This is a genomic window from Virgibacillus pantothenticus (genome assembly GCF_018075365.1).
Taxonomy (GTDB): domain Bacteria; phylum Bacillota; class Bacilli; order Bacillales; family Amphibacillaceae; genus Virgibacillus; species Virgibacillus pantothenticus.
Window position 1 is genome coordinate 3,456,912 of record NZ_CP073011.1, and the last position, 24,336, is coordinate 3,481,247.

Consider the following 24,336-nt stretch of genomic DNA (forward strand, 5'->3'; position numbering starts at 1 on the left):
TTCATGCGTTTCATGTGCCCCTTTTTCGATTGGTATTTAGCTTGCTTTTTTTGCTCTAAATCGTTTTCTCATATACAATGCTACACCGAGAACAATGAGAGCTACACCAGCGAATAACAAATTATATATGTTTGTTGCCGTATTTGGCAATATGCTTCTATCGTCATTTTTACTTCCTGGTGTTTCTGATACGTTATGATCAGTATTCCCAATTAAAGTGCCATTTGCGTTGTTACTTGACGAACCGTTACCAGCGTTGTTTCCATTGTCACGGTCATCGTTATCCTTTCCTGGTGTAGCACCACCATCATGATTCATATTGCTGTTATTGTTATTGTTGCCGTTATTGTTGCCGTTATTGCCGTTGTTATCGCCGGTGTTGTTATTGTCGTTGTTACCATTGTTTCCGTTATCGCCATCGTTTCCACTATTTCCTGGACCTTCACCATTACCAGTTCCTGGGTTCCCTGTACCGCCTCCAGGGTTTAGTGGTGGCTCTTCATCTTTGGCAACAGAAATTCTGCCTTCAGCTTCAAATAGGAACGGATTATTCTCCGTTGTATTTAAGCTTTTGACAAATTCAACCGTTGCATCAAGATCAGATGGCCCCATAACTGGATTTTTACCAAGTTCACTAATTGGGCTGTGCTTCGGATTTTTCGAAGTACCCATATAATTATTTACAGTTAAGGTGAACACCTTATCCGCCTCAATTGGTGTACCATCTGGATACGTAACATCTACTACTTGATTCGTCTCAGGATTCCATGTGTAGTGGAAACCACTAATGCTATAGTCTGGTCCGTATATTGGTGACAGTTGTGCATTAATAATCGGCGCCAGGTCTTTCCCTTTAATTTCAAAGGTCATTAATGTGTTTCCAAATGGTTGAATATTATACAAGTCTCCCCAGGTTACTTTTCCAGCTAACAAATCATCGCGAATACCGCCACCATTCATCATCGCGAAATCACTATCCATGATCGAATTCATTCCATCCGCAATTAGATTTCCTAACCCGTGATCACCTTCATTGGTGTAATCGCCCGTTAAATCAGTTGCATTATACCCAACTACTTCATTCATAATTGGAGCAATTTGGTTTTCATATTTCGCTAGAATATCACTGACAGCAGGATCTGCTTCGTAGCCGCTTTGCTTCACAAATACTACGTCAGCATCTTTTTTAACAATATCGCCAGTCGTGCGATCAATTTCCACATCTACATCAGCAAAAGCTTTGCCATATTCAGACGCTTGAACGATTAATTTATCGTCAACGATACGATCTACTACTTGGTGATTATGGGCAGCAAAAATGATATCGACCGCGTCATCAACTTCTCTTGCTAAATCAGCCGCTTCTCCAGTTGCACCATCGCCTGCTTGATCGGCAGGAATATGTGCTAATACAACAATTGCTTCAACGCCTTGTTGCTGTAGCTCGGCTACTGCATTATTGACAGCTGCTGTTTCATCGGTAAATTTAATATCCGCGATCCCCTCAGATATTACCATATTAGCAGATGTTTGCGTGTTTACCCCTACAAAACCAATCTTTTCACCATCAACTTCTTCGATGTGATATGGAGGTAGAATCGTATCACCCGTTTCCTTGTCAACACAATTTGCACAAAGCTGCGGGAAATTCATCCCATCATAACCCTCTGTACCTTTTCCTTCTGGATGTTCTCCCCCATTTAGCATACGCATAAATTCTTCCGTACCTTCGTCAAACTCATGGTTCCCAACCGTACCGACATCAAAGCCAATTTCTTCAAGAATTTCCACTGTTGGCTCATCCTGAAGCAATCCAGAAATTGGTGAGCTTCCACCGATCATATCACTAGCATGCACGATAAATGTATTTGGGTTGTCCTGCTCTCTTTCCTTTAAAGCTGATGCAACAAAATCCATGCGACCATACGTATCAAATACGCCGTCTCCATCTGGATCTAAATCGTATTGTTGATCAATTTTCCCGTGTAGATCATTCATGCTTAAAAATTGCACAAGCAAGTTATCTTCTACAGGATTTCCTTCACCTGCTGGCTGATAACCATAGGATTCTGCTTCCTCTGGGCTTGAGAAAAACACGCGCTTTTCTACAGGTACGTCTGCCCAATCATCTGGAATGACGTATTCTTTTGTATCTGAATTACCGACAAAGCGCAAGAAGCCTTTTTGATCATCATTCGCACGAAATGCAAACGGTAATTCCATCAGCGGATTATCCGCACCCCAAATACCTAACCCTTGATCTTTTGCTTCTTTAACGGCTTGCTGATATTTCGGGTATGCCTCTTCGTCAATAGGTGCAATGAAATAGGATACAGCATAGCCATCACGTACCATTTCGAGATTAACATTCTTCCCGTCAGCTGTAATAACTTCTGCTAGCAGACGTCCATAATTATCTGTCGGCTGTTCTCCAACTTTGACAGTAATTTTATCGCCTGGCTGAATATACGTTCCGATATGTGCTGTCGCTTCATCACCATGATATTTTTGATTTTCATTAATCGCTTGACGTTCTGGAGCTTTATTTTTTGCTGCATATGTTTCTGGAGTATCCATATTTACAAACCGAACACGATTACTTCCAAACACGGGATCAGCAATTCGAATAGTATCCCCATCGGTTATTTTTTCCACGGCGGTTTCATATTCCCCTGCAGCTGAAGGAGGGTCTGGCTGCTCCTCAGCTACTTGTAAATCAGCCTGTTCAGTAGGCAACAGCTGATGATCATTGTATTGACTAACAATTCCGGTAATATCGTACCATTGCTTCTCTTCAACTTGACTAATATCAACAGCATTTTCCATCATTCGTAATAATGCGGAGTTATAGTCTTGATCGATAAACGTTACATTGTATCCGCCGCCAGCGGGAGAACTAGGAATGGAATTAATATAGCCATTTACACGTACAAGCTCACCTTCGTAGGACTCCGCTACCTCTTTATTTTGCAAATCTTCCAATGTTATCTGCTGTACTTCTGGTAGGGCTTGTCCTCGTTCAAGTATTTCAATCGAAGCTGGCACAATTTCTTTTAAGCCATTATAAGAATCCATCGTCCCTGTTACTTTGACACGATCTCCTTTTTGAACTTCGGGTAAATCACCTTGTTCATACTTAAATAAATTTATTCCAGCTGTTTCATCTTGGATATATGTAGAAAACTGGTTGCCATTGCTTAATGCTTCAGAATTAGCCGTAACAATTCCTTCCACAACGACTTCAGAACCATCTGCTAATTGTCTTGCTTCGCCAATCGTGTGGGTTTCGGGATCTGGTTCTGGATTGGGGTCTGGATCCGTCGGTTCACCAGGATTATTCTCATCATTCCCATCCATCGTATGGCTTCCTAAATAAGTAAATATGTCCTTGCCATAATCGGTCCATTGGCTAGCGTTATAGGTTGAAGTTGGTGTAGTCACATTTGTATTTCTAACTAACGTCTTGTCCTTAGCAAAATCTGACTCGTCCCCTATTGCACCGAACAAATCGATTATTTCACCGTTCTTTTCTAAAGCAATTGCATCGTTCCCATTAAAATTGACAACTGCCGAAGTACTATCGGCTACTTGCTTAATAGTATCATTTGCTTGACCATGAGCAAGTACAAGAACATCGCCATGGCTTAACGTTCCTTCCAAATTTTCTGTGTTGCTCGGCTCAGTTTTTCCATTACTGTACAACTTTAATTGATAGCTTGCGAGATTTACATCAGCACCTGTACCATTATAAATTTCAATTGCCTTATTTTGAGAGCTACCTTCGACATACTCTGATATAATTAGTTCATCCGCTGCGCCCGTTTCTCCAGCAGCAACTACAGTTACCGGAGCAACATTTGAAAAAATCAGAACCACAATCAATAAAACATAAATCCATTTCATACGTATCTGGTTAGCCATACATACCCTCCCATTTACTAGATTCATATAAACGTATAGTTATACTATGACATAGAGGAGAGTACGTTTCTATATATTTTTCATTAAGTTATTGTAAATTGTTCCAAGTAATTATGAATGCATTTTCACGATGAATGGAGCAAGTTAAAATGTTTATTACGAAGTTATCTAAAAAAAGCAGAGATCGTTCGTTTTGTGCTTTAATCATACACAGTGACAATAACACCTCCTACATTGTCACCGGAAATCGTATAGTTATGATTCTTTGGTATATTCACCGTCATTGATTTGGATACTGGGTAGTAACGGATATGATAATTTTTCCCATCCACTGTCGTAGAAATTTGTTTTTTTTCCCTGAGGAAATCCAAGTATTCCTCTAGAACAAAGTCTTTATCATACATAATCGCACTATGTGGTTTACTTACGTAACGAATATGCCACGGCTCGTATTCAATCCCTGTAATCGCCTTCTTTTCCTCTGGGTAGCGCAAAATAAACCCAAACTGCCATGCATTTTCTGCGATCCACACACCTTCTTCTGCTTCTGCCATTGATCCTGCTGATGAACCTACATCAAGTGCTAAGCCTAATTGATGCTCACTGAAACCTGCCGGCAACGCATAGTCCTTCCCCATTTCTTGATACAGCTTCGTTTGCTCTTGAAACTCACGATAACCGCTGCTGATTAAAAAATTATTCACACCATCTTTTTTAGCTGCCTCTATCATCTCATTAAAATAAGTGGTAATTTCTTTCGATAGCTTTATTTTATTATCGATTAACCCATAATCGCCTATTAAATGCTTATTTTCAAATAAATTTACGATGTCCGTTTTGGCACTTTTCTCTATCCCATGCTCTTCATTCACTAATAATAGCTCCCCTCGGTGAATGTCTTCCACATCTATCTGTAATGGTTCTTCACCTTCTTCATGTGTTTGTTCGATGTAGACAATGGATTTATTGTTTTTGTCATACCACATAATCGCAACAACAATACCTATAATAATTATATATAAAAACAATCTGCTTTTTTTCATTTCGTTTTCCCCCCCTTCATTTTAAATGATAGAGAGGAAAACTTAAATTTTTGCTATGGTAAATCTTAAATTTTTCTTAAACAGACGTATCAAAATACTGCGCGTTAAAGCTCCAAATGCTGCTTTAGCCTATAGCATAACAATTGCTATAGGCTAAAGCAGCATTCGAACTACCCCGATGAACCAACCTGAGTCTGCATGATAGCAAACCTAAACCGGCTCCCCAATTTTCATAAGGAAGTATATCATTATTTTGGCAATCGAACTTCAAATATAGTTCGAATAACTGTGCTATCTGCCTCAATACTTCCACCATGCTGTTCGACAATATTTTTAGCAATAAATAATCCTAGTCCTGTGCTACCCGCTTTATATGTTCTCGACTGATCCTGTTTAAAAAACATCTCAAAAATATTCGGTAAGACATCATCGGGAATGCTATCTCCATAATTAATAACTTGTACAACGATGTCATTTGTATCTTGAAAAGCTTTTATATCAATAAATTTTCCGTCAGCACCGTAACGAATAGCATTTGTAAGCAAATTCTCAAATACTCTAGCAAGCTTTTCACCGTCAGCAGTAATCATTAAGCTGGATTGAATATCTAACCGGGTTCGGATATGATTTTTTTCAAGCATCGGATAAAATTCTTCATTCAATTGCTGGAGCAACTCTCCAAGATTAATCTCCGTCTTATCCAATTGCAGCATGCCATAGTTCATTTTTGTTATATCAAATAACTCATTAATTAGAGCTTCTAAGCGCTGTGATTTTTTATATGAAATGGATAAGTAATGTCGCTTTTGTTCATCAGTTAAGTGCTCATCTTTAAGTACTACATCCAAATAACCGAGGACAGATGTTAGGGGCGTTCGTAAGTCATGAGCTAAATTGACAATTAATTGATCTTTGCTACTTTCAGCAAATTCACCACGTTCAATTGCCTGCTGCAACTTATCCGCCGCTGCATTAATATCTTCAGCTATATCATGAAATTCATCTTTCGTGTCAATTTGCACATGATGTGTAAAATTACCATTCGCGAGTTGATGAATTCCTTGTGAAATTTCTTTAAAATAGAGGGAGTACCGCTTCGTTAACAAATAGAAAAACATAATGGAAAGCGGAATAAATAGAAGGATAAAAAAGTTGAAATCACCCACTGTTGCTATCATGCTGCGAATATTAGCTAAAGGTTCCCCTACTTGTACATAGTTGTGATAATAAAAACGCAACCCTAAAAAAATGGAAAATGTTACAACACCAGCAAACAGCATACTTAATCCAAACAGCATAACCATCTTTGTACGAAAATTTTTTATCCTATTACCCATGGAAGCTGTACCCCACTCCCCAGACCGTTTTAATCCATTTATCCTTGCGCTGGTCTTCCTTGAGCTTCTTCCTTAATGTCCGTATATGTACCATGACAGTATTCGCACCTTCATAGTACAGTTCTCCCCATACCTGCTGAAAAATAGTCTCCACATCAAACACTTTCTTCGGGTGACTTGCCAACAGGAATAAAATATCGAACTCTTTCGGAGTCAGATCAATTTCTTCTTCATATAAGGTTACGCTCCGTCGATCCTTATCTATGCATAGTTCACCATATTCAAGAACGTTATTTTTGCCCTCTTTCTTCCCATTTAACACCGTAAACCGTCTTAATTGTGCATTAACACGGGCTACTAATTCCATTGGCGTAAACGGTTTTGTCATATAATCATCAGCCCCAATAACTAGCCCTTTCACTTTATCAAAGTCAGATGTTTTTGCACTTACAAAAATAATTGGCATTTGATAATCTTCCCGTATCCTTTGCGTCACTTCATACCCATCCATCTTTGGCATCATAATATCTAAAACCACTAAGTGGACAACTTGCTCTTGAACAAGCTGCAAAGCTTCCGCTCCATCCGCTGCCGTAATTACATTATATCCTTCATTTTTCAAATGAATGGAAATTAAATCAGCAATTTCCTTTTCATCATCAGCTACTAGTATCGTTATTTGTGTCATCTTTTTCACTCCAATAGGCTTATCAGGATAAACATCCTACGTATGATCATACAATAGCAAACATTTGATGTCATCATTAATGGTACAGAAGCCAAGAGACATTTTTCTAATGATACGAGCGACTTTTCCGGCTGTCACGAGCGATCCCTTCAACCTTTGTGAGCGATTTTCAGCTTTTTGAGCGACTTCTCTGATTTAAACGAGTGGTGATATTTGCCACGAGTGACTTTTTCAACAGCTGATCTGCAAGCTATAGCCAATTAATGGAATCAGAAGCTAATTAATTCGCTTTGGATTATCAGCTTTTTTAAACACACACTAAAAAGACAGACTCAAAATGTGCGGATATATCCTATTCTGAGTCCGCCTCATTAAAAACTATCCTTTAATTTTTCATTTTAGGATCTAAAGCATCTCGCAATCCGTCACCAATAAGGTTAAAGCCTAAAACAACTAGCATGATCGAAATACCAGGAAAAATGAGTGTCCAAGGGGCTAGTTGGATAAAATCACGCGAACCTGCCAGCATGGCTCCCCATTCAGGTGTTGGGGGTTGTGCACCCAACCCTAAAAACCCCAGTGCGGCTGCGTCTAATATGGCTGTCCCAAACCCTAGTGTAGCTTGTACAATAATTGGTGCGGCACTATTAGGCAAAATATGATGGAAGATGATGCGACCGTTTTTCATTCCTTGAGCTCTGGCGGCCATGATAAATTCTTCTTCCCGCAAACTAATAACCTTCGACCGAACGATCCTTCCAAAGATTGGTATATTAATAATGGCAATCGCTATTAATGCATTTTGCAAGGAAGCTCCTAAAATGGCAACAACCGCAATCGCCAACAAAATACTCGGGAATGCTAATAATATATCAAAAATTCTCGATATAATGGTATCTATCCACCGACCAAAATAGCCGGCAATCATTCCTAGTAACGTACCAAATACAAGCGCCCCTGTGACGGCAAAAAAACCAACTTGCAAAGAAACTCTTGCACCATAGGCGATACGAGTAAAAATATCTCTCCCCACATCATCTGTGCCAAACCAGTGCTCCGATGACGGTGGTTGTAAGCGATTGGCTAAGTCTTGTCCTTGATAAGAATAGGATGTCAATAAAGGCGCTAAAAGACCGAATAAAACAAAAAATAGGATAATTAAAAATCCAGTAATAGCAAAGCGATTTTTCTGCAAGTGTTTACATGTATCTTTCCATGGAGACGTTTCTTCGATGTCATCCTCATCGATATGCGAATCCAGAGTTGCAGGGTTGGTTAACGGCAGTTGCTGTCCTTGCTTGTTATTTTTTTCTGCACTCATTCCATCACCCCCTAATATTTAATCCTTGGATCAATATACGTATATAAAATATCGACAATTAAATTAATCATGACAAAGAGAAACGCAATCACTAAAATACCTGATTGAATCACTGGGTAATCTCGATAATTAATTGCTTCAAATACATACCTGCCAATTCCTGGCCAACTGAAGATCGTCTCTGTTAGTATCGCCCCACCTAACAGTACACCTGTTTGCAAACCGATTACAGTCAGGACAGGTATGGTCGCATTTTTTAAAGCATGTTTATAAATAACCAGAAATTGTCCTCCACCTTTAGCTCGAACGGTTCGAATATAATCAGACTGCATTACCTCCAACATACTGGAACGAGTCATTCTTGCAATAATGGCCATCGGAATTGTCCCGAGTGCAATACTAGGTAATAGAAGATGCTTTAAAATAGTGAAGACTCTTGGAAAATCCAAATGAATCAATGCATCAAGCACATAAAATTGTGTAATGGCTGCAATTGGATCGCGGCTATTTTCCCTTCCATAAGCAGGAAACCATCCAAGCTCTTGAGCAAATACCCATTGTTCCATTAAAGCTAACCAAAAAACAGGTATGGATACTCCTACAAGCGCGAATAGCATAGCTAAGAAATCAAACCAGGAATTTTGTTTCCAAGCACTAATGATGCCAGCGTTAACACCAATAAATATAGCAAATAGCATTGCAAAAAAAGTTAATTCAAACGTAGCTGCAATATGTGGCCAAATTTCTTTTGTAATAGCAGCTTTTGTTCGTAACGACGTTCCTAAATCGCCTTTCAATAAATCAGTTACATAAATCCCATATTGCTTTATATATGGTTCATTTAATCCCATACTTTCTTCGAGATTTTTAACAGCTTCTTGTGTAGCTGCTTCTCCTAGGATGGTTTGCGCGGGATTGCCTGGTATTAAATGCACAATCGAAAAAGTAATTAATGTCATTCCAATTAATACCGGAATCAGATGCAACAAGCGGCGTATGATATATGCAGTCACCTTTTCACCCCAATCTTATTTTGATCTAACTCAACAAAATAGGGAGGGTAAGCAAAATGTATATTAAAATAACCGTGTCGTATTTTATAATAGTTACCCCCTATTTTGTTCGATACAGTTCGCTGCCAAACCTCTCCACCCTAACTTTCAACAAAATTCTGATATATAAAAGTTTTATCGGACAAGGAAAAATTCAGCAGCAAACACAAGCGTTTTCAAACGATCAGCTATTTCCAATTACCATCCAAAGATGGCGAAACGATACTCTATTTTGGTTCTAGAAGATATCCATTTAAGCTTTATTCCGTTGCAATCTCAACTTCTTCCAATGGATCACTTGTAGACGGATGTGGAATGAAGTTTTTCACTTCACTTTTAGCTGCAGCAAGAGGTGTTGAATGTACAATGTTTACTCCTGGAGCTTCTTCATGAAGGATCGCTTGCACTTGCTTATACAATTCTGCACGTTGGCCTTGATCAATTTCAGCTCCAGCTTGATCAATTAATTCATCCACCTCGTTGTTTTTATAAAACGAACGGTTTTCCCCGCCAATACTATCTCCATGCAATAAGCTATCAAAGAAGTAATCTGGGTCCCCATTAGATCCAGACCAACCGAGCAAGTATAGCTCATGTTCCCCTTTACCGGTTTTTTCTAGATAAGGCGCCCATTCTTCTCGTACAATGTTTGTTGTGATACCTACTTCCTCCAAATTGCTTTGGACGATTTCGGCTACCGTTTCAGGGTCTGGCATGTATGGTCTGGACACAGGCATGACCCAAAGATCCAACTCAAACCCGTTATCATATCCTGCTTCAGCTAATAATTCTTGCGCACGCTCCACATCATGCCCGTAGGCTTTTATTTCTTCATTGTAACCAAAGTAGTTCGGTGGAATTAAATTAATTGCTGTTGTTGCATAATCAGCATACAACGCTTCGACAATGGCTTCTGTATCAACAGCATAATTGATGGCCTGACGAACTAATTTGTCATTTAATGGCTCCTTTTCCACATTCATACCTAAAAATCCTACATTATTTTCTCCTCGAACGTATAACTCGAGCCCTTCTTCTGACTCAATCCCGGCAGCATCATCTGGGTTAATCCCATCAATAATATCCACTTCTCCAGAACGTAAGGCGATTAATCGTGCTGAATTCTCTGGAATAACTTCAAAGATAACTTGATCTAACTTTGGTAGCCCTTCTTTGCGGTAATCTGCAAATTTTTCTAAAATAATTTGATCATTTTTACTCCAGCTGACAAATTTAAATGGACCTGTCCCTACAGGGTTTTCTCCAATATCCGGACCATATTTTTCTAAAGCCGCAGGAGAGGTCATCGCAAAATAATGCATGGCCATATTTTGCAGGAATGGTCCTTGGGGTGCTTTTAAAACAAATTCAATTTCATAATCATTAATCACATTTATTTCTTTAATATTGTGTGTGTCATCACCTTTATAGCCGCCGAACATCGTTCCATACAACGGATATGCATACCCTTGATCGGTAAACGCGTATTTATGTTTCGGATCTGCCCAGCGTTCGAAATTGATTTTTACAGCTTCGGCGTTAAAAGGTGTGCCATCATGAAAGGTGACGTCTTCTTCTAAGAAAAAGGTATAACTTAAACCATCATCTGATACTTCCCAGTCGTGTGATAAACCGGGGACTACTTCAAAAGATTCTTTATCATAGTCCAGTAAGCTTTCAAAAATGTTTTTCGTAACCCGAGAAGATTCTCCGTCGGAAATACTAGCAAAGTCCAAGCTGACAGAATCACCACCGCGTGCATAAACTAACACCTGGTCTCCAGCAGCATTTGAACCTTTTTGCTCACTTGTACCCTCTTCGTTCCCAGCTTCGTTCCCTTCTTCTGAAGCACTGGGATCTGCTCCCCCATCCCCACTGCAGGCTGCTAATAATAAAATGAATAAAAGCATTAGGATGGACCAAAATGCGTATTTCCCCTTCATCATTCTTCCCCCTTTAAAACTTGAATATATTTGATACTGGTTCATCAAATCTATAAAGTAAATCTTCAATCAGCGGGGGTATCTTTCATCCCCCTGATTGTTTATACCGCAAGAATATGCAAATAGATATGATTAAACTAATATTGAATCAATTGACATTATATTCCCCCTGATTGTTAGTACCGCGTGGATATGACCTAAAGGCATCCGAACTAATTTGGCATTTAGGTGCCTTAGATTTGTTTGCATTCACCTCAACTTTGGAAGTGGTATCCTACAGCACCTTACATAATGAACAAATGACATGCGACAAAATGGTTATCTTCCACCTCTTCAAACGCTGGTTTTACTGTTTTACAAATGTCCATTGCTTGTGGACATCTTGTATGAAACACGCACCCTGTCGGAGGGTTAGCTGGACTTGGTACATCGCCTTTTAAAATAATTCGTTCTCTAACATCGTCAGGGTCCGGTGTTGGTACTGCTGACAATAACGCTTGTGTATATGGATGTTTGGGACCTTCATACAACTTGTCCTTGTCCGCTAATTCCATCAAGCCTCCCAAGTACATAACGCCTACCCGATCACTTATATGTTTTACAACGCTTAGATCGTGAGCGATAAACACATAAGTTAACTGAAATTCTTCGCGCAACTTTTGCATCAAATTTAGAATTTGTGACTGAACGGAAACATCTAATGCTGATACTGGTTCATCGCAGATAATTAATTGGGGATGGTTCGCTAGTGCTCGGGCAATTCCGATTCGCTGTCGTTGTCCGCCACTAAACTGGTGCGGGTATCTTGAAGCATGATAGCTGCTAAGTCCGACTACTTTCAATAATTCTTTCACTCGCTTTTTTCGTTCTTCCGCAGATATCGTCCCATGGACAAGCAGAGGTTCGCCAATTATTTTTTCAACAGTGTGCCGCGGATTTAAAGAAGCGTACGGATCCTGAAAAATAATCTGCATATCCTTACGTAGTTTGCGCAGCTCTTCTGAATCCAAATGAGTAATCTTTCTACCTGCAAATGTCACTTCCCCAGCCGAAGGTTCAATTAAGCGCAAAATCGATTTTCCAGTCGTTGACTTCCCACAGCCTGATTCTCCGACAATGCCTAGTATTTCTCCTTCTCTTACTGTAAAAGAGACGTCATCGACGGCTTTTATTTCCCCAGTTTTTCGACCAAACACCCCTCCTCTTATCTCAAAATATTTTTTCAGCCCTTTAACTTCCAGCAGTGGTTTTGTCATTTTCTGCTCTTCCTCCTTCCGTTTGTTCATTTAGAAAGCACCTGCTTTTACGAATTTTCCCTAACTCAAACAATGGAGGAGTCTCTTGAAAACAACGTTCAAACGCAAGGTCACAGCGTGGTGCAAAACGACAGCCTACTCTTCCCATTTTTGGCTTTGGTACCGTCCCTGGAATGGAGTAAAGACGTTGCTCTTTTTTATTCATAGTTGGCAGTGATCGAATTAGACCTTTCGTATAGGGATGATTTGGATATTTTAATATCTCTCTCGTCGTCCCTTCTTCAATTACTTGCCCCGCATACATGACAACAACTCGATCGCATATTTCTGCCACGATGCCTAAATCATGAGTGATTAATAAGATCGCTGTCTGCTTTTCTTTATTTAACTGGCGCATAAGATCTAATATTTGTGCTTGAATGGTAACATCGAGTGCTGTTGTAGGTTCATCTGCAATTAACAAATCTGGGTTACAGGCCATGGACATGGCAATCATTACACGTTGCCTCATTCCGCCTGACAGTTGATGAGGGTAACTATCCACAATCTCATTTGCTCTTGGGATACCTACCAGTCGTAATAATGCCATAGCTCTGTTTCGAGCGTCTTGTTTGCTTATTTTTTCGTGCAATTGTATCCCTTCCATAATCTGATTGCCTATAGTAAACAAAGGGTCTAACGAAGTCATTGGCTCCTGAAAGATCATAGCAATCTCATTACCACGTATTTGCTTCATCCTTTTATTGGAAGCGGATACAATTTCTTCACCTTTAAATTTAATTTTGCCACTTACTATTTTTCCAGGCGGACTGGGGATTAATTGCATTACTGATAAGGAGGTTACGCTTTTTCCACATCCCGATTCACCAACAATTCCAACCACCTCGCCTTTATGAACGGATAAGCTAACCCCATCTACCGCGGGGATTTCCCCCTTATCCGTAAAAAAGTGCGTATGCAAATCCTGTAATTCCAGTATGACTTCGAGCATCGTTATTATCACCTCTTTTTCATTAAACATATTTTTATCATAAGATGAAGACTTAAGTCCTGTAGTTTTAAATCCAAGATATGAATCTTTATTTTGGCTTTAAAATGTATAAGATTTTAGAGCCATCTTGTAATGTTATTATTATTCATGTCCGCTTAAAATTATTAATCTTTCTTTATACAGATTTCCTGCAATGTAGAAAACTATTACCTTAGCTTATTTTAATTATTTCATCTTCACCCTATCCCTTAGTTCATTTTAAATAAGTTAACACACTAGCATTTTCCATGACAAACAAGTGTTGATTTGTTATCCTTAACTTACTAGCATTGCTAGGTAGAATTGCATATATATTTAAAGAACTACTAGGGGGGCCCTATAGAGGGGGCTGAGAAGAAGCAAATAGCTTCTGACTCTTATTGACCTGATCTGGTTAAGACCAGCGGAGGGAAGTAGTAGAGAGATTTTTCTATCTAAAACCTTCCAAGTCAGGTCCAATATGGATCTGACTTTTTTAAAAAGAATAAAATTAGGTGCTAGTGGAAAAGGAAATAACCGATAGTCACGTCCGGCTCCAGCGCCCAGCAACTATGTGAACTTAGAAATGCGCCCTACGATAAGTCATCATTGGTTCGTTACAAAGAGGATGGCCGACTAAAAACGGGCTTGCCGCTCAGGCGTCGGCATACCCCTGTTTTTAGTGGCATGATTCCTTTATCCCGTAAAAAGGCGTTGTAGACTCCCACTTCAAGAATGTAAGATATGAGCTGAACAAGACGAAGCGGGAGGTAACAGCACCTAAATCCCCGATTCGTTCAAGGACCTTTAGGTCATACCCTGGTGGTACTAACAATCAGCGGGGATGAAGAAAACCCGCTGATGGAAGGTTCACTTTATCTTTCGTTGATTCGTCCATTCACTACGTTGCTAAACGGGCGCTTGTGCCTTTGTTCTATATGGTTAGGACCGACAATCGTTTTCGACACAAAACATGTGAAGCATGAAATAATAGTTTCCGAAGTATATCCATCAATCTTCCCTTTCACTTCGTATCTATTTAATTTCTCTCTTTGTGATGACGATTAAATTACTAACCGCCAAAAAATTTAAATGGAAAACACTTCTTCTCTGCCTATCTTTCAAAGCAATTTTCCCTCTGCCAAGATAACGTCTTATACAGAAGAATACGAAAAGTAAGGTGATGCTATGAAAAAAACATATGTATTAACACTAATGGCAGTCTTTGTTGCCATTGGAACACTGGGAGCGCAATTTCTTTGGTTCCCAGCTGGGTTTGCCAAAGCATACCCTGTCCAACATGCCGTTAATGTGATAGCAGCTATTACATTAGGCCCTGGTCCGGCAGTAGTAGTAGCTTTCATGATCGGGGTATTACGAAATATGCTAGGACTTGGAACGATATTAGCATTTCCAGGAGCGATGGTTGGAGCTTGGCTTGCCGGTGTTCTTTATCGCACGTTTAAGAAGAAGATCTGGGCGGTAATTGGTGAGAGCATCGGCACCGGAATGATCGGCTCCCTTCTTGCAGTACCGGTCGCCAAGCTATTTATGGCCAGTAGTGCAGGGGCTTTATTCTTTATGCCATCGTTTTTAATAAGCAGTATTTCTGGTGCATTTCTTGGTTGGTTCGTCGTTTTACGTGTTAAAACTGATCCAATCGTTCGTTTACAAGAAAGCTAAGGCATCGAACACTACGCAATAGGGAGTATCTTTTCTATAATTTAGAGTTTAAAAAAGGATCACGAATAAAAACTGGAAGGGAAGCGAATAGAATGAAACAAATCCCATGTGCATTAACGATTGCAGGAACGGACCCAAGTGGAGGGGCAGGTATTCAAGCAGATCTTAAAACGTTCCAAGAGCTTGCCGTTTATGGTATGTCTGTCATTACTTCTGTAGTCGCCCAAAATACCACTGGTGTACAAAATGTCCACCATATACCAATTGAAATGATTAAAGAACAAATGCAATCTGTTTTTTCCGATATGCCCGTACACAGTCTAAAAACAGGGATGATTGCCAATGAATCTATGATGCGTGTTATTGTTGAACAATTGTCTAAGACAGACGCTTATTACGTGATGGATCCAGTAATGGTTGCTACAAGTGGCGATCCATTAATTGCGGAAGAGGCGAGGGATTTTTTAAAGGAACAGCTTCTACCTTTAGCTACTGTTGTCACACCGAATATTCCAGAAGCAGAATTTATTACTGGGCAAAAAATTCATGATATAAACGATTTAAAAGCGGCTGCCAGCGAAATTGTTGAAAAACACGGCGCTCGAGCTGCACTAGTGAAAGGCGGACATCTAGAAGGTGATGCGGTTGATTACTTGTATGATGGAAATACGATCCATACCTTTCATTCCAAACGCTTTGATACGACAAGTACACATGGCACTGGTTGCACATATTCGGCAGCCATTACAGCCTATTTAAGCAAAGGGTTCCCTTTATACGAAGCCGTCAATAAAGCGAAGCAATTTGTAACAGCAGCTATTAAACACTCTTTCCCTTTAGGGGCTGGAAATGGACCCACAAATCATTGGGGAATTCGTGAAGAAAGGGTGGAACAATGAACGAATCTGTTATCCAACAAGTAAGAACAAGGAATCCACTTATTCATAATTTAACGAATGAAGTAGTAATGAACTTTACCGCTAATGGTTTATTAGCTTTTGGTGGTTCACCAATCATGGCAAAAGCAGAAGAAGAAGCAGGCGAAATGGCATCCATCGCCGATGGAGTGCTTATTAATATTGGAACATCAACACTAACGGAGCTTCCTGCAATGAAGCTTGCAGGTAAAGCAGCCAACAAAAAAGGCGTCCCCGTTGTCCTGGACCCTGTTGGGATTGGAGCGACGTCTTTCCGCAAAGATGTCGTAAAACAATTGTTGCAAGAAGTACAATTCACTGCCATTAAAGGGAATGCAGGAGAAATGGCGAAGCTTGTCGATATTCCTTGGGAAGTTAAAGGCGTCGAATCTGTTGGAGATGGAGATGGAAAAGAAATCGCAGCGAAAGTATCCGAGATGTACCGAACGACAGCAGTTGTAACAGGAGAAACAGACTTCATTTGCAACGAAGGTAACGTAATACAGAATACAACTGGACATCGTTATCTGGAAAAAATCACCGGGGCCGGATGTTTATTAGGCTCTATCTTAACCGCTTGTTTAACTACAGAAGCACCCATAGAGGATCAAGCATTTGCAGCTGTCTATTTTTATGGGTTAGCAGCGGAGTATGCTGCAGCTCAAGGACACGTCCATGGGTCGGGCAGTTTTCTACCAGCGTTTATTGATGCATTATCACGCAGTGTGGATCAGTTAAATGGCGTTTAGTCTTCATTGTATGTAGTACCACGTGTAAGGTTTTATTTTCCCGGCTTCATCAGTATGGATGATGGAGCCTTTCTAACTTCCATTTTTTCACTTATATGAATAAGTTTGACACAACTTAGATGTGGTATAGATTTGAAAAAGGAAGATAGGATAGCAATAATTGAAGAAAGGTGCTGATTCATTTTGAATTTACAGCAAGCTTTACGAAAATATTTCATTATGGGTAGTCAAAATTGTGACCGAGATCCAAAACAAATTTTGGAAGAAGCAATTCAAGCAGGTATTACTGCTTTTCAGTATCGCGAAAAAGGACAAGGATCTCTATCGGGGTTTCAAAAATATATATTAGGAAAAGAATTACGAAATATTTGCAAGCAATATGACATCCCATTTTTTGTTAATGATGATGTGGAGTTAACACAAGTTTTAGATGCGGACGGAATCCATGTCGGTCAGGATGATGTAAATGCTTTAGAATTGCGACAACGTTTCCCCAATAAATGGATCGGTCTTTCTATATCCAACATGCAAGAATTGCAATCAAGCCCGCTTGATCATGTTGACTATCTTGGTGTCGGTCCTATTTTTGCCACAACCACCAAAGAGGATGCAAAAGCTGCAGTTGGTACAGATTGGATTAAACAAGTAAAACAGCTTTATCCAAACATGCCAATCGTTGGTATTGGCGGAATCTCTACAGAAAATGCAGCATCGGTTTTGGAGTCAGGAGCTGAGGGTGTGGCTATTATCTCTGCCATTACCAAGGCAAAAAATATTAACGAAGCAGTTGCAAAATTATAAAATAAATTTTCATTCAGTGGGGGATAAATGAAAACCCCCGCTGATTATTAGTACCGTAATCGTATAACTTAAAGGACTCTGAAGGGCGGGGATTTAGGTGCTATTAACTTCCACTTAGACTTATTGCTGTACAGATTATTAACTCAAAAGGCGAATGAAGTACTAATTTAGCTTCAGAAATATACGTAGACAATGCTTTGGAGAAAAGGCATCGGTGAGACCACATAGTGCGCGGGTCTAAAGAGGCTGACCGGTTGCACGCAAAAAGCAAAATATATTTCTAGAGCAGATTAATTGCATCATCTATAATAGCTACATAGTTCAGATTTTACTTGGATAAAAATACTTTTATCCAAGTCTCGTTTTTCTGAGCTAAAGGGAGTTGCTTGTATCATTAAATAAGCCACTCAGAGTGCCAAGAAAGTTGCTCGTATTACTAGGAAATGTCACTCGAACTCCATAGAAAGTTGCTCGCTTCACGAACAAAGTCGATTGGGCTGTACGCAGGTAAAGATGCTTTTCCTGTTCCCCTTATTTACTATCTGCATAAATCACCATTGCGTCTCGCATAAAGCTCGCTAGTCCTTCACCAAATTGATCAATGTTTTTCCTGAAACGGTCGTCTTCTACATACATTTGCCCTAGTCCTTTAAAAGCGTCTAATGAATAAGTGCCTATTTCATTCAATAAATGGAACCACTCACCAATTCGCTTTTGCGCTATTTCTGAAGCTGGATCCTCTTTACGAATGGCTGCAAGCCTGTGGTACAAATCGTTGATGGTTTGTTCTAGGTTCTCTCTTTTGTTTAATTCGTTTATGTTGGCATTTGCTTTGTCAACAGCTTTATCTCCCCAACGTTCACGAGCTTCTTGTTCATAAGGGTTGCTGCTAAAATCAAATCCTGCAAAACGTTCTTGATTACTCATTGTAAGTTCCCCTTTCGTATGTCTTATCGTTTTTTGAATTGTTTCCAGCATCGTATCGATTTGTCTTCGTTTAGCAAGCAATCGTTCGCGATGCTTTTCTAACGCTTCTACTTGATCAAAGGAAGGATTATCTAAGATTTCCTTTATATTCTTCAAGGGAAATCCAAGCTCTTTGAAAAACAGGATTTGCTGCAGCCGTTCCAGCTCACTATCTGTATAAATCCGGTAACCGGCCCTTGTTGTATGCTGCGGTTTGAGCAAACCAATAGCGTCATAATGGTGCAGCGTACGGATACTAATACCAACTAAATCAGCTACTTCCTTCACTTGCATCGTGCTTCCCTCCCTGCTTTTCAAGCATAAACAGTAACGTTACGTTAGGGTCAAGAACGAATATTTAATTTTACGGTTATAATTCCATCTTACATTTAAACGCATCCGTTTCTCCCGAATGTCAGAAGCGGTATGACTCGCACTTCAAAGGTGATATAGATACAAAAAAAGTCTATGCGGGAGATAATGCTATCCAAATTCTAGATTCATTCAAGGATCACTAGGTCATACCCTTGCACTACGAACAATCAGTGGGGAAAGAGAAAAGCCCCACTGAGTAATGGTTCATTTATTTTAGACTATCTTGTTGATTTACTTCTTTATATTCCTCTCTCGGAACTGCTCGGTATACTAAAAATGCTAAAATAACGGCAATGATAGAAATAGCAAATGCGATAAAATAAACGAATTCAACCCCTACGATCATCGCATCGTTAATGGTAGCAGGGTCATTCGGAGTAGAAGATTGACTTAGGTAATGGTTTTGTTTCGCATTTAAAATACTAATAAAAACAGACACGCCGACAGCTCCTGCTACTGGCTGTAACGTGGACATAACTGAGGTACCATGTGGATAGAGTCGTTTTGGCAATTGATTTAATCCATTTGTTTCTGCTGGCATCATAATGGCAGAGACAGTCAGCATTAATATGATATATGCAACAATAATCATCCAAGCCTCCGTGTTTTCGTTTAATCTACTCAACATAAACATGGTGGTGCTTAAAATGAATGTTGCAGGGATCATCATTACTCTTGGTCCAAATTTGTCAAATAAATGACCCATAACTGGAGACATTAATCCATTGATGATGCTCCCGGGCAATAACATCATTCCCGCTTTAGCAGCGGAAAATGCTAAAGCTCCCTGCATAAATATAGGCAAAATTATTTCCGATGAAAACATCGTCATAATGATAATTAAAAACATCAGCATACCATGTGTGAACATGGGATATTTAAAAACCCGAAGATCCAAAACAGGATCGTTTAACTTAAATTGTCTCATTGAAAAAATAGTAATCCCTATGAGACCAACAATAATGAAAATATACACATTTGGACTTAGGAACCCTTTTTCTCCAGCTGAGCTAAACCCGTAAATTAATGATCCAAATCCAATCGTAGAAAAAACAAGTGAAAGTATATCTATCTTTGGTTTCGTAACTTCAGAAACATTAACTAAATACTTATAAGCAAATGCGATGGAAAACAATGCAAACGGAATGACGACAATAAACAGAAAACGCCAACCCAAATATTCAACAATCACACCTGACAAGGTTGGTCCGATTGCAGGTGCGAACATAATCACAAGTCCTACTAGCCCCATCACTTTCCCTCTCCGATGCGGTGGGAAAACAAGCAGGAAGACATTAAAAATAACTGGCATTAATAGGCCTGTACCAACAGCTTGAACTAACCTTCCCAGAAGTAATATCGGAAAAGTAGGTGCTAATGCTGCAATAGTTGTTCCAATGGTAAAAACAATCATCGTTCCTAAAAATAACTGCCTCGTTGTAAACCATTGCAACATAACTGCAGAAGCAGGGATAACTATTCCCATTACGAGAAGAAAACCAGTTGCCATCCACTGCACGGACGTCAGTGATACATTAAATTCTTTCATTAACGTCGTTAAAGCAATATTAAGCAATGTTTCATTAAGAATCGCAAAGAATGCCCCGATAATTAATGACAACATAATCGGCATAACTTTAAATTGCGGATCATCCGCTAAATACTCGTATTTCGTGTTCTTGTTACTCATTCATGAAATTCCCTTCTCTTTGTAGTATCTGTAGATAAGTGCCATAGTCGGAGAATCTATTGTGCTGATTTCCAGAAATTTATAGCGGATGTATAAAGTAAATCTTCAATCCGTGGGGGTTTGCATTCATCCCCCACGGATTGTTAGATGAACGAATCGGGTATTTAGATGCTGTTATCTCCCACTTAGACTTGTTGCCGTACAGATAGATATCCAACTCCTGAAGTGGGAGTCTTACATACCCTTTTATACGGGGTAAAATCCCATGCAAATCTTATGCGCTTCTAAATGATGAGATTACTACTTTGGCTAATGTATCACGTTATCTCGCCCATGTTACGCATTCCCGATAGATATGCTCGATACTACGATATGGTTGCACGTTTCAGTTCATTTTCTTGCCCAGCTTCTGAGCTATACTTCACAAGTAAGAATAATACTACCACCGATAATTTTTATTAGCAAGCATGATTTTAAATAGAAGTTAAATTTAATTATTTCAACCTTCTTTATCGGGAATTATAATCTCACTATAGGAAAATTATATTCATATAAAAATACTGTTAGGCTATCCTTGAACTGTTCAAAAATGATTTCTTTTTCATTTATACGTTTAAAATTTTTACTATCATAAAATCCATAATTACACTCATTGTCAGTGTAAACATATATAGAATTTACTCTCATACTTTTCATGTAATTGAACAAACTATTAAGCAACTCTCCACCTACTCCAAGACCCCTTGATTCTTGAGATACGATAAACAATTCAATACTCCCTTGAAAATTCTTTTCCTTTCCTTTAAACAATTCATCATACGCTTTTTCAGTCTCTGAGAATATATTTAGCACTTTTCTGTTTTCCTTAGATACAAAAATACCTTTAAACATAGTCCTTGCAATACTAAAAATATTATGAGCTTTCTTTAGACGATGTCGGTCTTTTAGTGCATTTCCGAGGATAATACCAATTACTTTATTATCTTTTTCAGCTACTTTACTAAAAGAGCTACTTACAATACAACTTTGTAGATAATAGTTTAATACTAAATTTAAAACTCTTTCGTCTTTTATAAATTCATGAAAATTAAATGCATCATTAATTAATTGTTTTATTTGTTGGTAATCTTCTCTTTTAAGATCTCTATATTTTACAGTGCTCATTTTTTCCACTATCCTTTCATTAACTTTAACTATAAAATGATAGTACTATCTCCCCTTAGGGTAGAGTCAACAAGAAAGGAAAGATAAAATGAAAGATTTATTTTCTATTGGTGAAGTTGCTGATATCAAAGGTGTCACAATAAAAGCTTTAAGATATTACCACCAAGAGGGCATTCTTATCCCAGCTTATATCGATAAGGAATCTGGTTTTAGATACTATTCAATCGATCAGTTTATTCACATCGATATAATCAAAGCTTGTAGAATTTTAGGAACCAGTATTAAAGAACTGAAACAAATTTTCATGGAGAGTAATACAAACAACTTATTAAAATTTCTGGCTTTTAAAAAAGAAGAAACCGAACTAAAAATGAAAAAGATGAAAGAAGTAATTGAAACTATTGACAAATTAAATGACAGTGTTCAGTTTGCTAAAATGGTATTAGTAAATAATCAAATAACAGTACAATATTTCAAAAAACGTTATGTAGTCACTGCTCCATGTAAAGAAGTAGGCGATTTAAAAGAGGTGCTTTACTATTCAGATTTAGACAAAATTATACAAGAGAAAAATGTAGAAACAACCATGGAAAGTGGCATAGTATATAACATCAATTCAATAGGGAGCTTAGAACCTAGTTATGTTTTTAGTGTTTTAAACGATAATGATGGTATACAAATAGAACAAAATATAGATATACTACCAGAAGGCAAATATGTAACAATTGCTTATAGCAAAGAGAATGAAGAGGAAAGCATGACTAAATTACACAATTATATAGAAGAAAATAATTTAAAAATCAATAATTTCATTGAAGTAGAACTTTTAGATGATATTTTTAATACGGATTCCTATAGTTGCCAAATTCAATTGCTTATAGGGGATGATGGGGAATGTTAGATTTTCTATCCAACTTCGTTTTAAACGGCCAAATATATTAAAATGGGAAGATTAAATATTTTCGGATGAAGAGCAACAACGTAGTAGAGAATTACAAAATATAAGCTTTCATGGTCTTAATAAATTAAGGTGTGAAACACTTAGAGGATGTCTCCTCAGTAGGGTCTCTCTAGTTTCTATATCATCTTCATTTCGGCTCACCGCCGAAACCCAGCGGCGTGAACTGCTGTTTCAGACTTATTTCGACTATTGCCCTGTTGCTTTCTTCGATTATCGACCGTCTCAGTTACCCAATTACGTGTAACAATGCTACGTCAACGTTCACTATACGTTACAATCTGAAATTTTGTCCGAGTTCCTTATGAACACGATGTCAGAGGACTTCACCATATCCCTTTCACTTCATATACTTAATGGGTGAAACCAATTTTCCAATGATGAAAACAAGAATAATTATATTCATACGAATTTCCTTTACTTTTGGGTTTGAACAGGAACCACCTGAACTTCCATTGTAAAGGTTTTTTTGTTGTATGAACATTAATATCGAAAATTGATTTGATTTAAAATTAACAGATATAATTAACACAACGCTATTATTTACGATTTAACATAGAAACGTCCGCCCATTATGATGGAATTGAATAACATGCGAGGCAGATGCCCCATATAGTAAACTAGACGAATTATTATAGGAGGAGAATGTATGCATTTTTATAACGATCATTATGACCCAAGCTTGGATGAACAACATGAGTTTCCTTTCTCTACGCTAGAAAATGTCTTTTTAGAGCCAAGGCAAACCGGCGGAGGCTTTGGACCTCCAGGACCACCACCAGGATTTCCAGGAAGCGGCGGTCCCCCTGGCTTTCCTGGTACAGGAGGCGTAATTCCAGGGTTTCCAACTATCCCTGGAGTTGGAGGCGGGGGGCAGCCTCCAAGTGCTCCACCTCCTGCTTTTACACCACAAATATCGCAAGTACAGACCTTCGCGGTTGACCCTGGAGCCATCCGTAATTGTTTATTTCGGTATACGTATATATGGTTAAGAAGGAGCGCTTTCTGGTTTTTCCCAACATTTGTAGGGAGAAATTCCATTGCTGGCTTCCGTTGGACTGGTTTTAATTGGGTATACTTTGGTATTGACCTTAATCGCATTCAGTCTTTTCAATGTTTCTAGCTCGTTCCCATAAGGAAACCCCCTCAATCAGAGAGTTGCTTCGTTCCTCTCTGATTGTTAACCGAACAGAACCAAAGTGAATCTTTTCCATCCGTGGGGGTTTTCAGTCATCCCCACTGATGGTTAGTACAGTAATGGTATGACCTAAAGGCGCTTACGAATCGGATATTTAGGTGCTATTATCTCTCACTTAGACTTATTGCAAGAAATTATCCAACTCCTGCAACAAGTCTACAGCACCTTATATACGGGATAAAAGGCATGAAAAAACAGGAGATTATCTAGTTCCAGTCTAAATAATCTCCTGCCTATACAAATGACATATTCAAAGGTATCCTTA

The 24,336-nt window shown here is 38.8% G+C and carries 18 protein-coding genes and 1 riboswitch; of the genes, 6 read left to right on the forward strand and 12 right to left on the reverse strand.

Translation table 11 applies throughout. The features are described from left to right. Positions 1 to 36: 36 nt before the first annotated feature. From KBP50_RS15975 to KBP50_RS16015, 9 genes are all read right to left on the reverse strand, one after another. Complete coding sequence (locus tag KBP50_RS15975) at positions 37 to 3,921, reverse strand: 5'-nucleotidase C-terminal domain-containing protein (RefSeq protein WP_050351442.1); 3,885 nt, start codon at positions 3,919 to 3,921, stop codon at positions 37 to 39. A gap of 200 nt (positions 3,922 to 4,121) precedes the next feature. Next, the gene (locus KBP50_RS15980) at positions 4,122 to 4,964 is read right to left on the reverse strand and encodes a M15 family metallopeptidase (protein ID WP_050351443.1); all 843 of its coding nucleotides are present in this window, start codon (positions 4,962 to 4,964) and stop codon (positions 4,122 to 4,124) included. Positions 4,965 to 5,212: 248 nt separating this feature from the next. Further along, entirely contained in the window at positions 5,213 to 6,301 is a 1,089-nt protein-coding gene (locus KBP50_RS15985) for a sensor histidine kinase (protein WP_050351444.1), read from the reverse strand. Next, entirely contained in the window at positions 6,294 to 6,989 is a 696-nt protein-coding gene (locus KBP50_RS15990) for a response regulator transcription factor (RefSeq protein ID WP_050351445.1), read from the reverse strand. Before KBP50_RS15990 ends, KBP50_RS15985 begins: the two co-directional genes overlap by 8 nt. A gap of 385 nt (positions 6,990 to 7,374) precedes the next feature. Continuing rightward, positions 7,375 to 8,310: a nickel transporter permease gene (nikC, locus tag KBP50_RS15995; protein WP_050351446.1), complete on the reverse strand. Its 936-nt coding sequence runs from the start codon at positions 8,308 to 8,310 to the stop codon at positions 7,375 to 7,377. A gap of 11 nt (positions 8,311 to 8,321) precedes the next feature. Then, positions 8,322 to 9,323 carry an ABC transporter permease gene (locus KBP50_RS16000; RefSeq protein WP_050351447.1) on the reverse strand — a complete coding sequence of 334 codons (1,002 nt, stop codon included), beginning with the start codon at positions 9,321 to 9,323 and terminating at the stop codon, positions 8,322 to 8,324. A 299-nt stretch (positions 9,324 to 9,622) separates the two neighbouring features. After that, positions 9,623 to 11,305 carry an ABC transporter substrate-binding protein gene (locus KBP50_RS16005; RefSeq protein ID WP_175609420.1) on the reverse strand — a complete coding sequence of 561 codons (1,683 nt, stop codon included), beginning with the start codon at positions 11,303 to 11,305 and terminating at the stop codon, positions 9,623 to 9,625. 284 nt (positions 11,306 to 11,589) lie between these two features. Further along, entirely contained in the window at positions 11,590 to 12,561 is a 972-nt protein-coding gene (locus KBP50_RS16010; RefSeq protein WP_050351450.1) for an ABC transporter ATP-binding protein, read from the reverse strand. Next, positions 12,536 to 13,552, reverse strand: a complete 1,017-nt coding sequence (locus KBP50_RS16015) for an ABC transporter ATP-binding protein (RefSeq protein ID WP_050351451.1) — start codon at positions 13,550 to 13,552, stop codon at positions 12,536 to 12,538. The genes KBP50_RS16010 and KBP50_RS16015 overlap by 26 nt, the downstream gene beginning before the upstream one ends. A gap of 357 nt (positions 13,553 to 13,909) precedes the next feature. Beyond that, a riboswitch (TPP riboswitch) is annotated at positions 13,910 to 14,020 on the forward strand. Between the two features lie 738 nt (positions 14,021 to 14,758). Between KBP50_RS16015 and thiW the strand changes: the two genes are divergently transcribed. The 4 genes from thiW to thiE all read left to right on the forward strand — a co-directional run bounded on the left by thiW (position 14,759) and on the right by thiE (position 17,720). After that, on the forward strand, positions 14,759 to 15,253 hold the full coding sequence (gene thiW, locus KBP50_RS16020; protein ID WP_050351452.1) for an energy coupling factor transporter S component ThiW: 495 nt from the start codon (positions 14,759 to 14,761) through the stop codon (positions 15,251 to 15,253). Between the two features lie 92 nt (positions 15,254 to 15,345). Continuing rightward, a complete protein-coding gene (gene thiD / locus KBP50_RS16025) occupies positions 15,346 to 16,152 on the forward strand; it encodes a bifunctional hydroxymethylpyrimidine kinase/phosphomethylpyrimidine kinase (protein ID WP_050351453.1) in 807 nt (268 codons plus the stop codon). Further along, the gene (gene thiM, locus KBP50_RS16030) at positions 16,149 to 16,919 is read left to right on the forward strand and encodes a hydroxyethylthiazole kinase (RefSeq protein ID WP_050351454.1); all 771 of its coding nucleotides are present in this window, start codon (positions 16,149 to 16,151) and stop codon (positions 16,917 to 16,919) included. Before thiD ends, thiM begins: the two co-directional genes overlap by 4 nt. 219 nt (positions 16,920 to 17,138) lie before the next feature. Then, positions 17,139 to 17,720 carry a thiamine phosphate synthase gene (gene thiE / locus KBP50_RS16035; protein WP_213397340.1) on the forward strand — a complete coding sequence of 194 codons (582 nt, stop codon included), beginning with the start codon at positions 17,139 to 17,141 and terminating at the stop codon, positions 17,718 to 17,720. Positions 17,721 to 18,251: 531 nt separating this feature from the next. On the opposite strand, the gene KBP50_RS16040 is transcribed toward thiE, so the two are convergent. From KBP50_RS16040 to KBP50_RS16050, 3 genes are all read right to left on the reverse strand, one after another. After that, entirely contained in the window at positions 18,252 to 18,980 is a 729-nt protein-coding gene (locus KBP50_RS16040; protein WP_050351456.1) for a MerR family transcriptional regulator, read from the reverse strand. Positions 18,981 to 19,269: 289 nt separating this feature from the next. Next, positions 19,270 to 20,751: an MDR family MFS transporter gene (locus KBP50_RS16045; protein WP_082240906.1), complete on the reverse strand. Its 1,482-nt coding sequence runs from the start codon at positions 20,749 to 20,751 to the stop codon at positions 19,270 to 19,272. 519 nt (positions 20,752 to 21,270) lie between these two features. Next, a complete protein-coding gene (locus KBP50_RS16050) occupies positions 21,271 to 21,915 on the reverse strand; it encodes a GNAT family N-acetyltransferase (RefSeq protein ID WP_050351457.1) in 645 nt (214 codons plus the stop codon). Between the two features lie 88 nt (positions 21,916 to 22,003). Between KBP50_RS16050 and KBP50_RS16055 the strand changes: the two genes are divergently transcribed. After that, a complete protein-coding gene (locus KBP50_RS16055) occupies positions 22,004 to 22,816 on the forward strand; it encodes a MerR family transcriptional regulator (protein WP_050351458.1) in 813 nt (270 codons plus the stop codon). Positions 22,817 to 23,522: 706 nt separating this feature from the next. Continuing rightward, positions 23,523 to 23,996, forward strand: a complete 474-nt coding sequence (locus KBP50_RS16060) for a hypothetical protein (protein WP_050351459.1) — start codon at positions 23,523 to 23,525, stop codon at positions 23,994 to 23,996. The last annotated feature ends 340 nt before the right edge of the window (positions 23,997 to 24,336 follow it).

Coding starts and splice junctions, on each gene's coding strand:
- KBP50_RS15975 (WP_050351442.1), bottom strand. CDS start 3,921: ATGGCTAACCAGATACGTATGAAATGGATTTATGTTTTATTGATTGTG.
- KBP50_RS15980 (WP_050351443.1), bottom strand. CDS start 4,964: ATGAAAAAAAGCAGATTGTTTTTATATATAATTATTATAGGTATTGTT.
- KBP50_RS15985 (WP_050351444.1), bottom strand. CDS start 6,301: ATGGGTAATAGGATAAAAAATTTTCGTACAAAGATGGTTATGCTGTTT.
- KBP50_RS15990 (WP_050351445.1), bottom strand. CDS start 6,989: ATGACACAAATAACGATACTAGTAGCTGATGATGAAAAGGAAATTGCT.
- nikC (WP_050351446.1), bottom strand. CDS start 8,310: ATGAGTGCAGAAAAAAATAACAAGCAAGGACAGCAACTGCCGTTAACC.
- KBP50_RS16005 (WP_175609420.1), bottom strand. CDS start 11,305: ATGAAGGGGAAATACGCATTTTGGTCCATCCTAATGCTTTTATTCATT.
- KBP50_RS16010 (WP_050351450.1), bottom strand. CDS start 12,561: ATGACAAAACCACTGCTGGAAGTTAAAGGGCTGAAAAAATATTTTGAG.
- KBP50_RS16015 (WP_050351451.1), bottom strand. CDS start 13,552: ATGCTCGAAGTCATACTGGAATTACAGGATTTGCATACGCACTTTTTT.
- thiW (WP_050351452.1), top strand. CDS start 14,759: ATGAAAAAAACATATGTATTAACACTAATGGCAGTCTTTGTTGCCATT.
- thiD (WP_050351453.1), top strand. CDS start 15,346: ATGAAACAAATCCCATGTGCATTAACGATTGCAGGAACGGACCCAAGT.
- thiM (WP_050351454.1), top strand. CDS start 16,149: ATGAACGAATCTGTTATCCAACAAGTAAGAACAAGGAATCCACTTATT.
- thiE (WP_213397340.1), top strand. CDS start 17,139: ATGGGTAGTCAAAATTGTGACCGAGATCCAAAACAAATTTTGGAAGAA.
- KBP50_RS16040 (WP_050351456.1), bottom strand. CDS start 18,980: ATGCAAGTGAAGGAAGTAGCTGATTTAGTTGGTATTAGTATCCGTACG.
- KBP50_RS16045 (WP_082240906.1), bottom strand. CDS start 20,751: ATGAGTAACAAGAACACGAAATACGAGTATTTAGCGGATGATCCGCAA.
- KBP50_RS16050 (WP_050351457.1), bottom strand. CDS start 21,915: ATGAGCACTGTAAAATATAGAGATCTTAAAAGAGAAGATTACCAACAA.
- KBP50_RS16055 (WP_050351458.1), top strand. CDS start 22,004: ATGAAAGATTTATTTTCTATTGGTGAAGTTGCTGATATCAAAGGTGTC.
- KBP50_RS16060 (WP_050351459.1), top strand. CDS start 23,523: ATGCATTTTTATAACGATCATTATGACCCAAGCTTGGATGAACAACAT.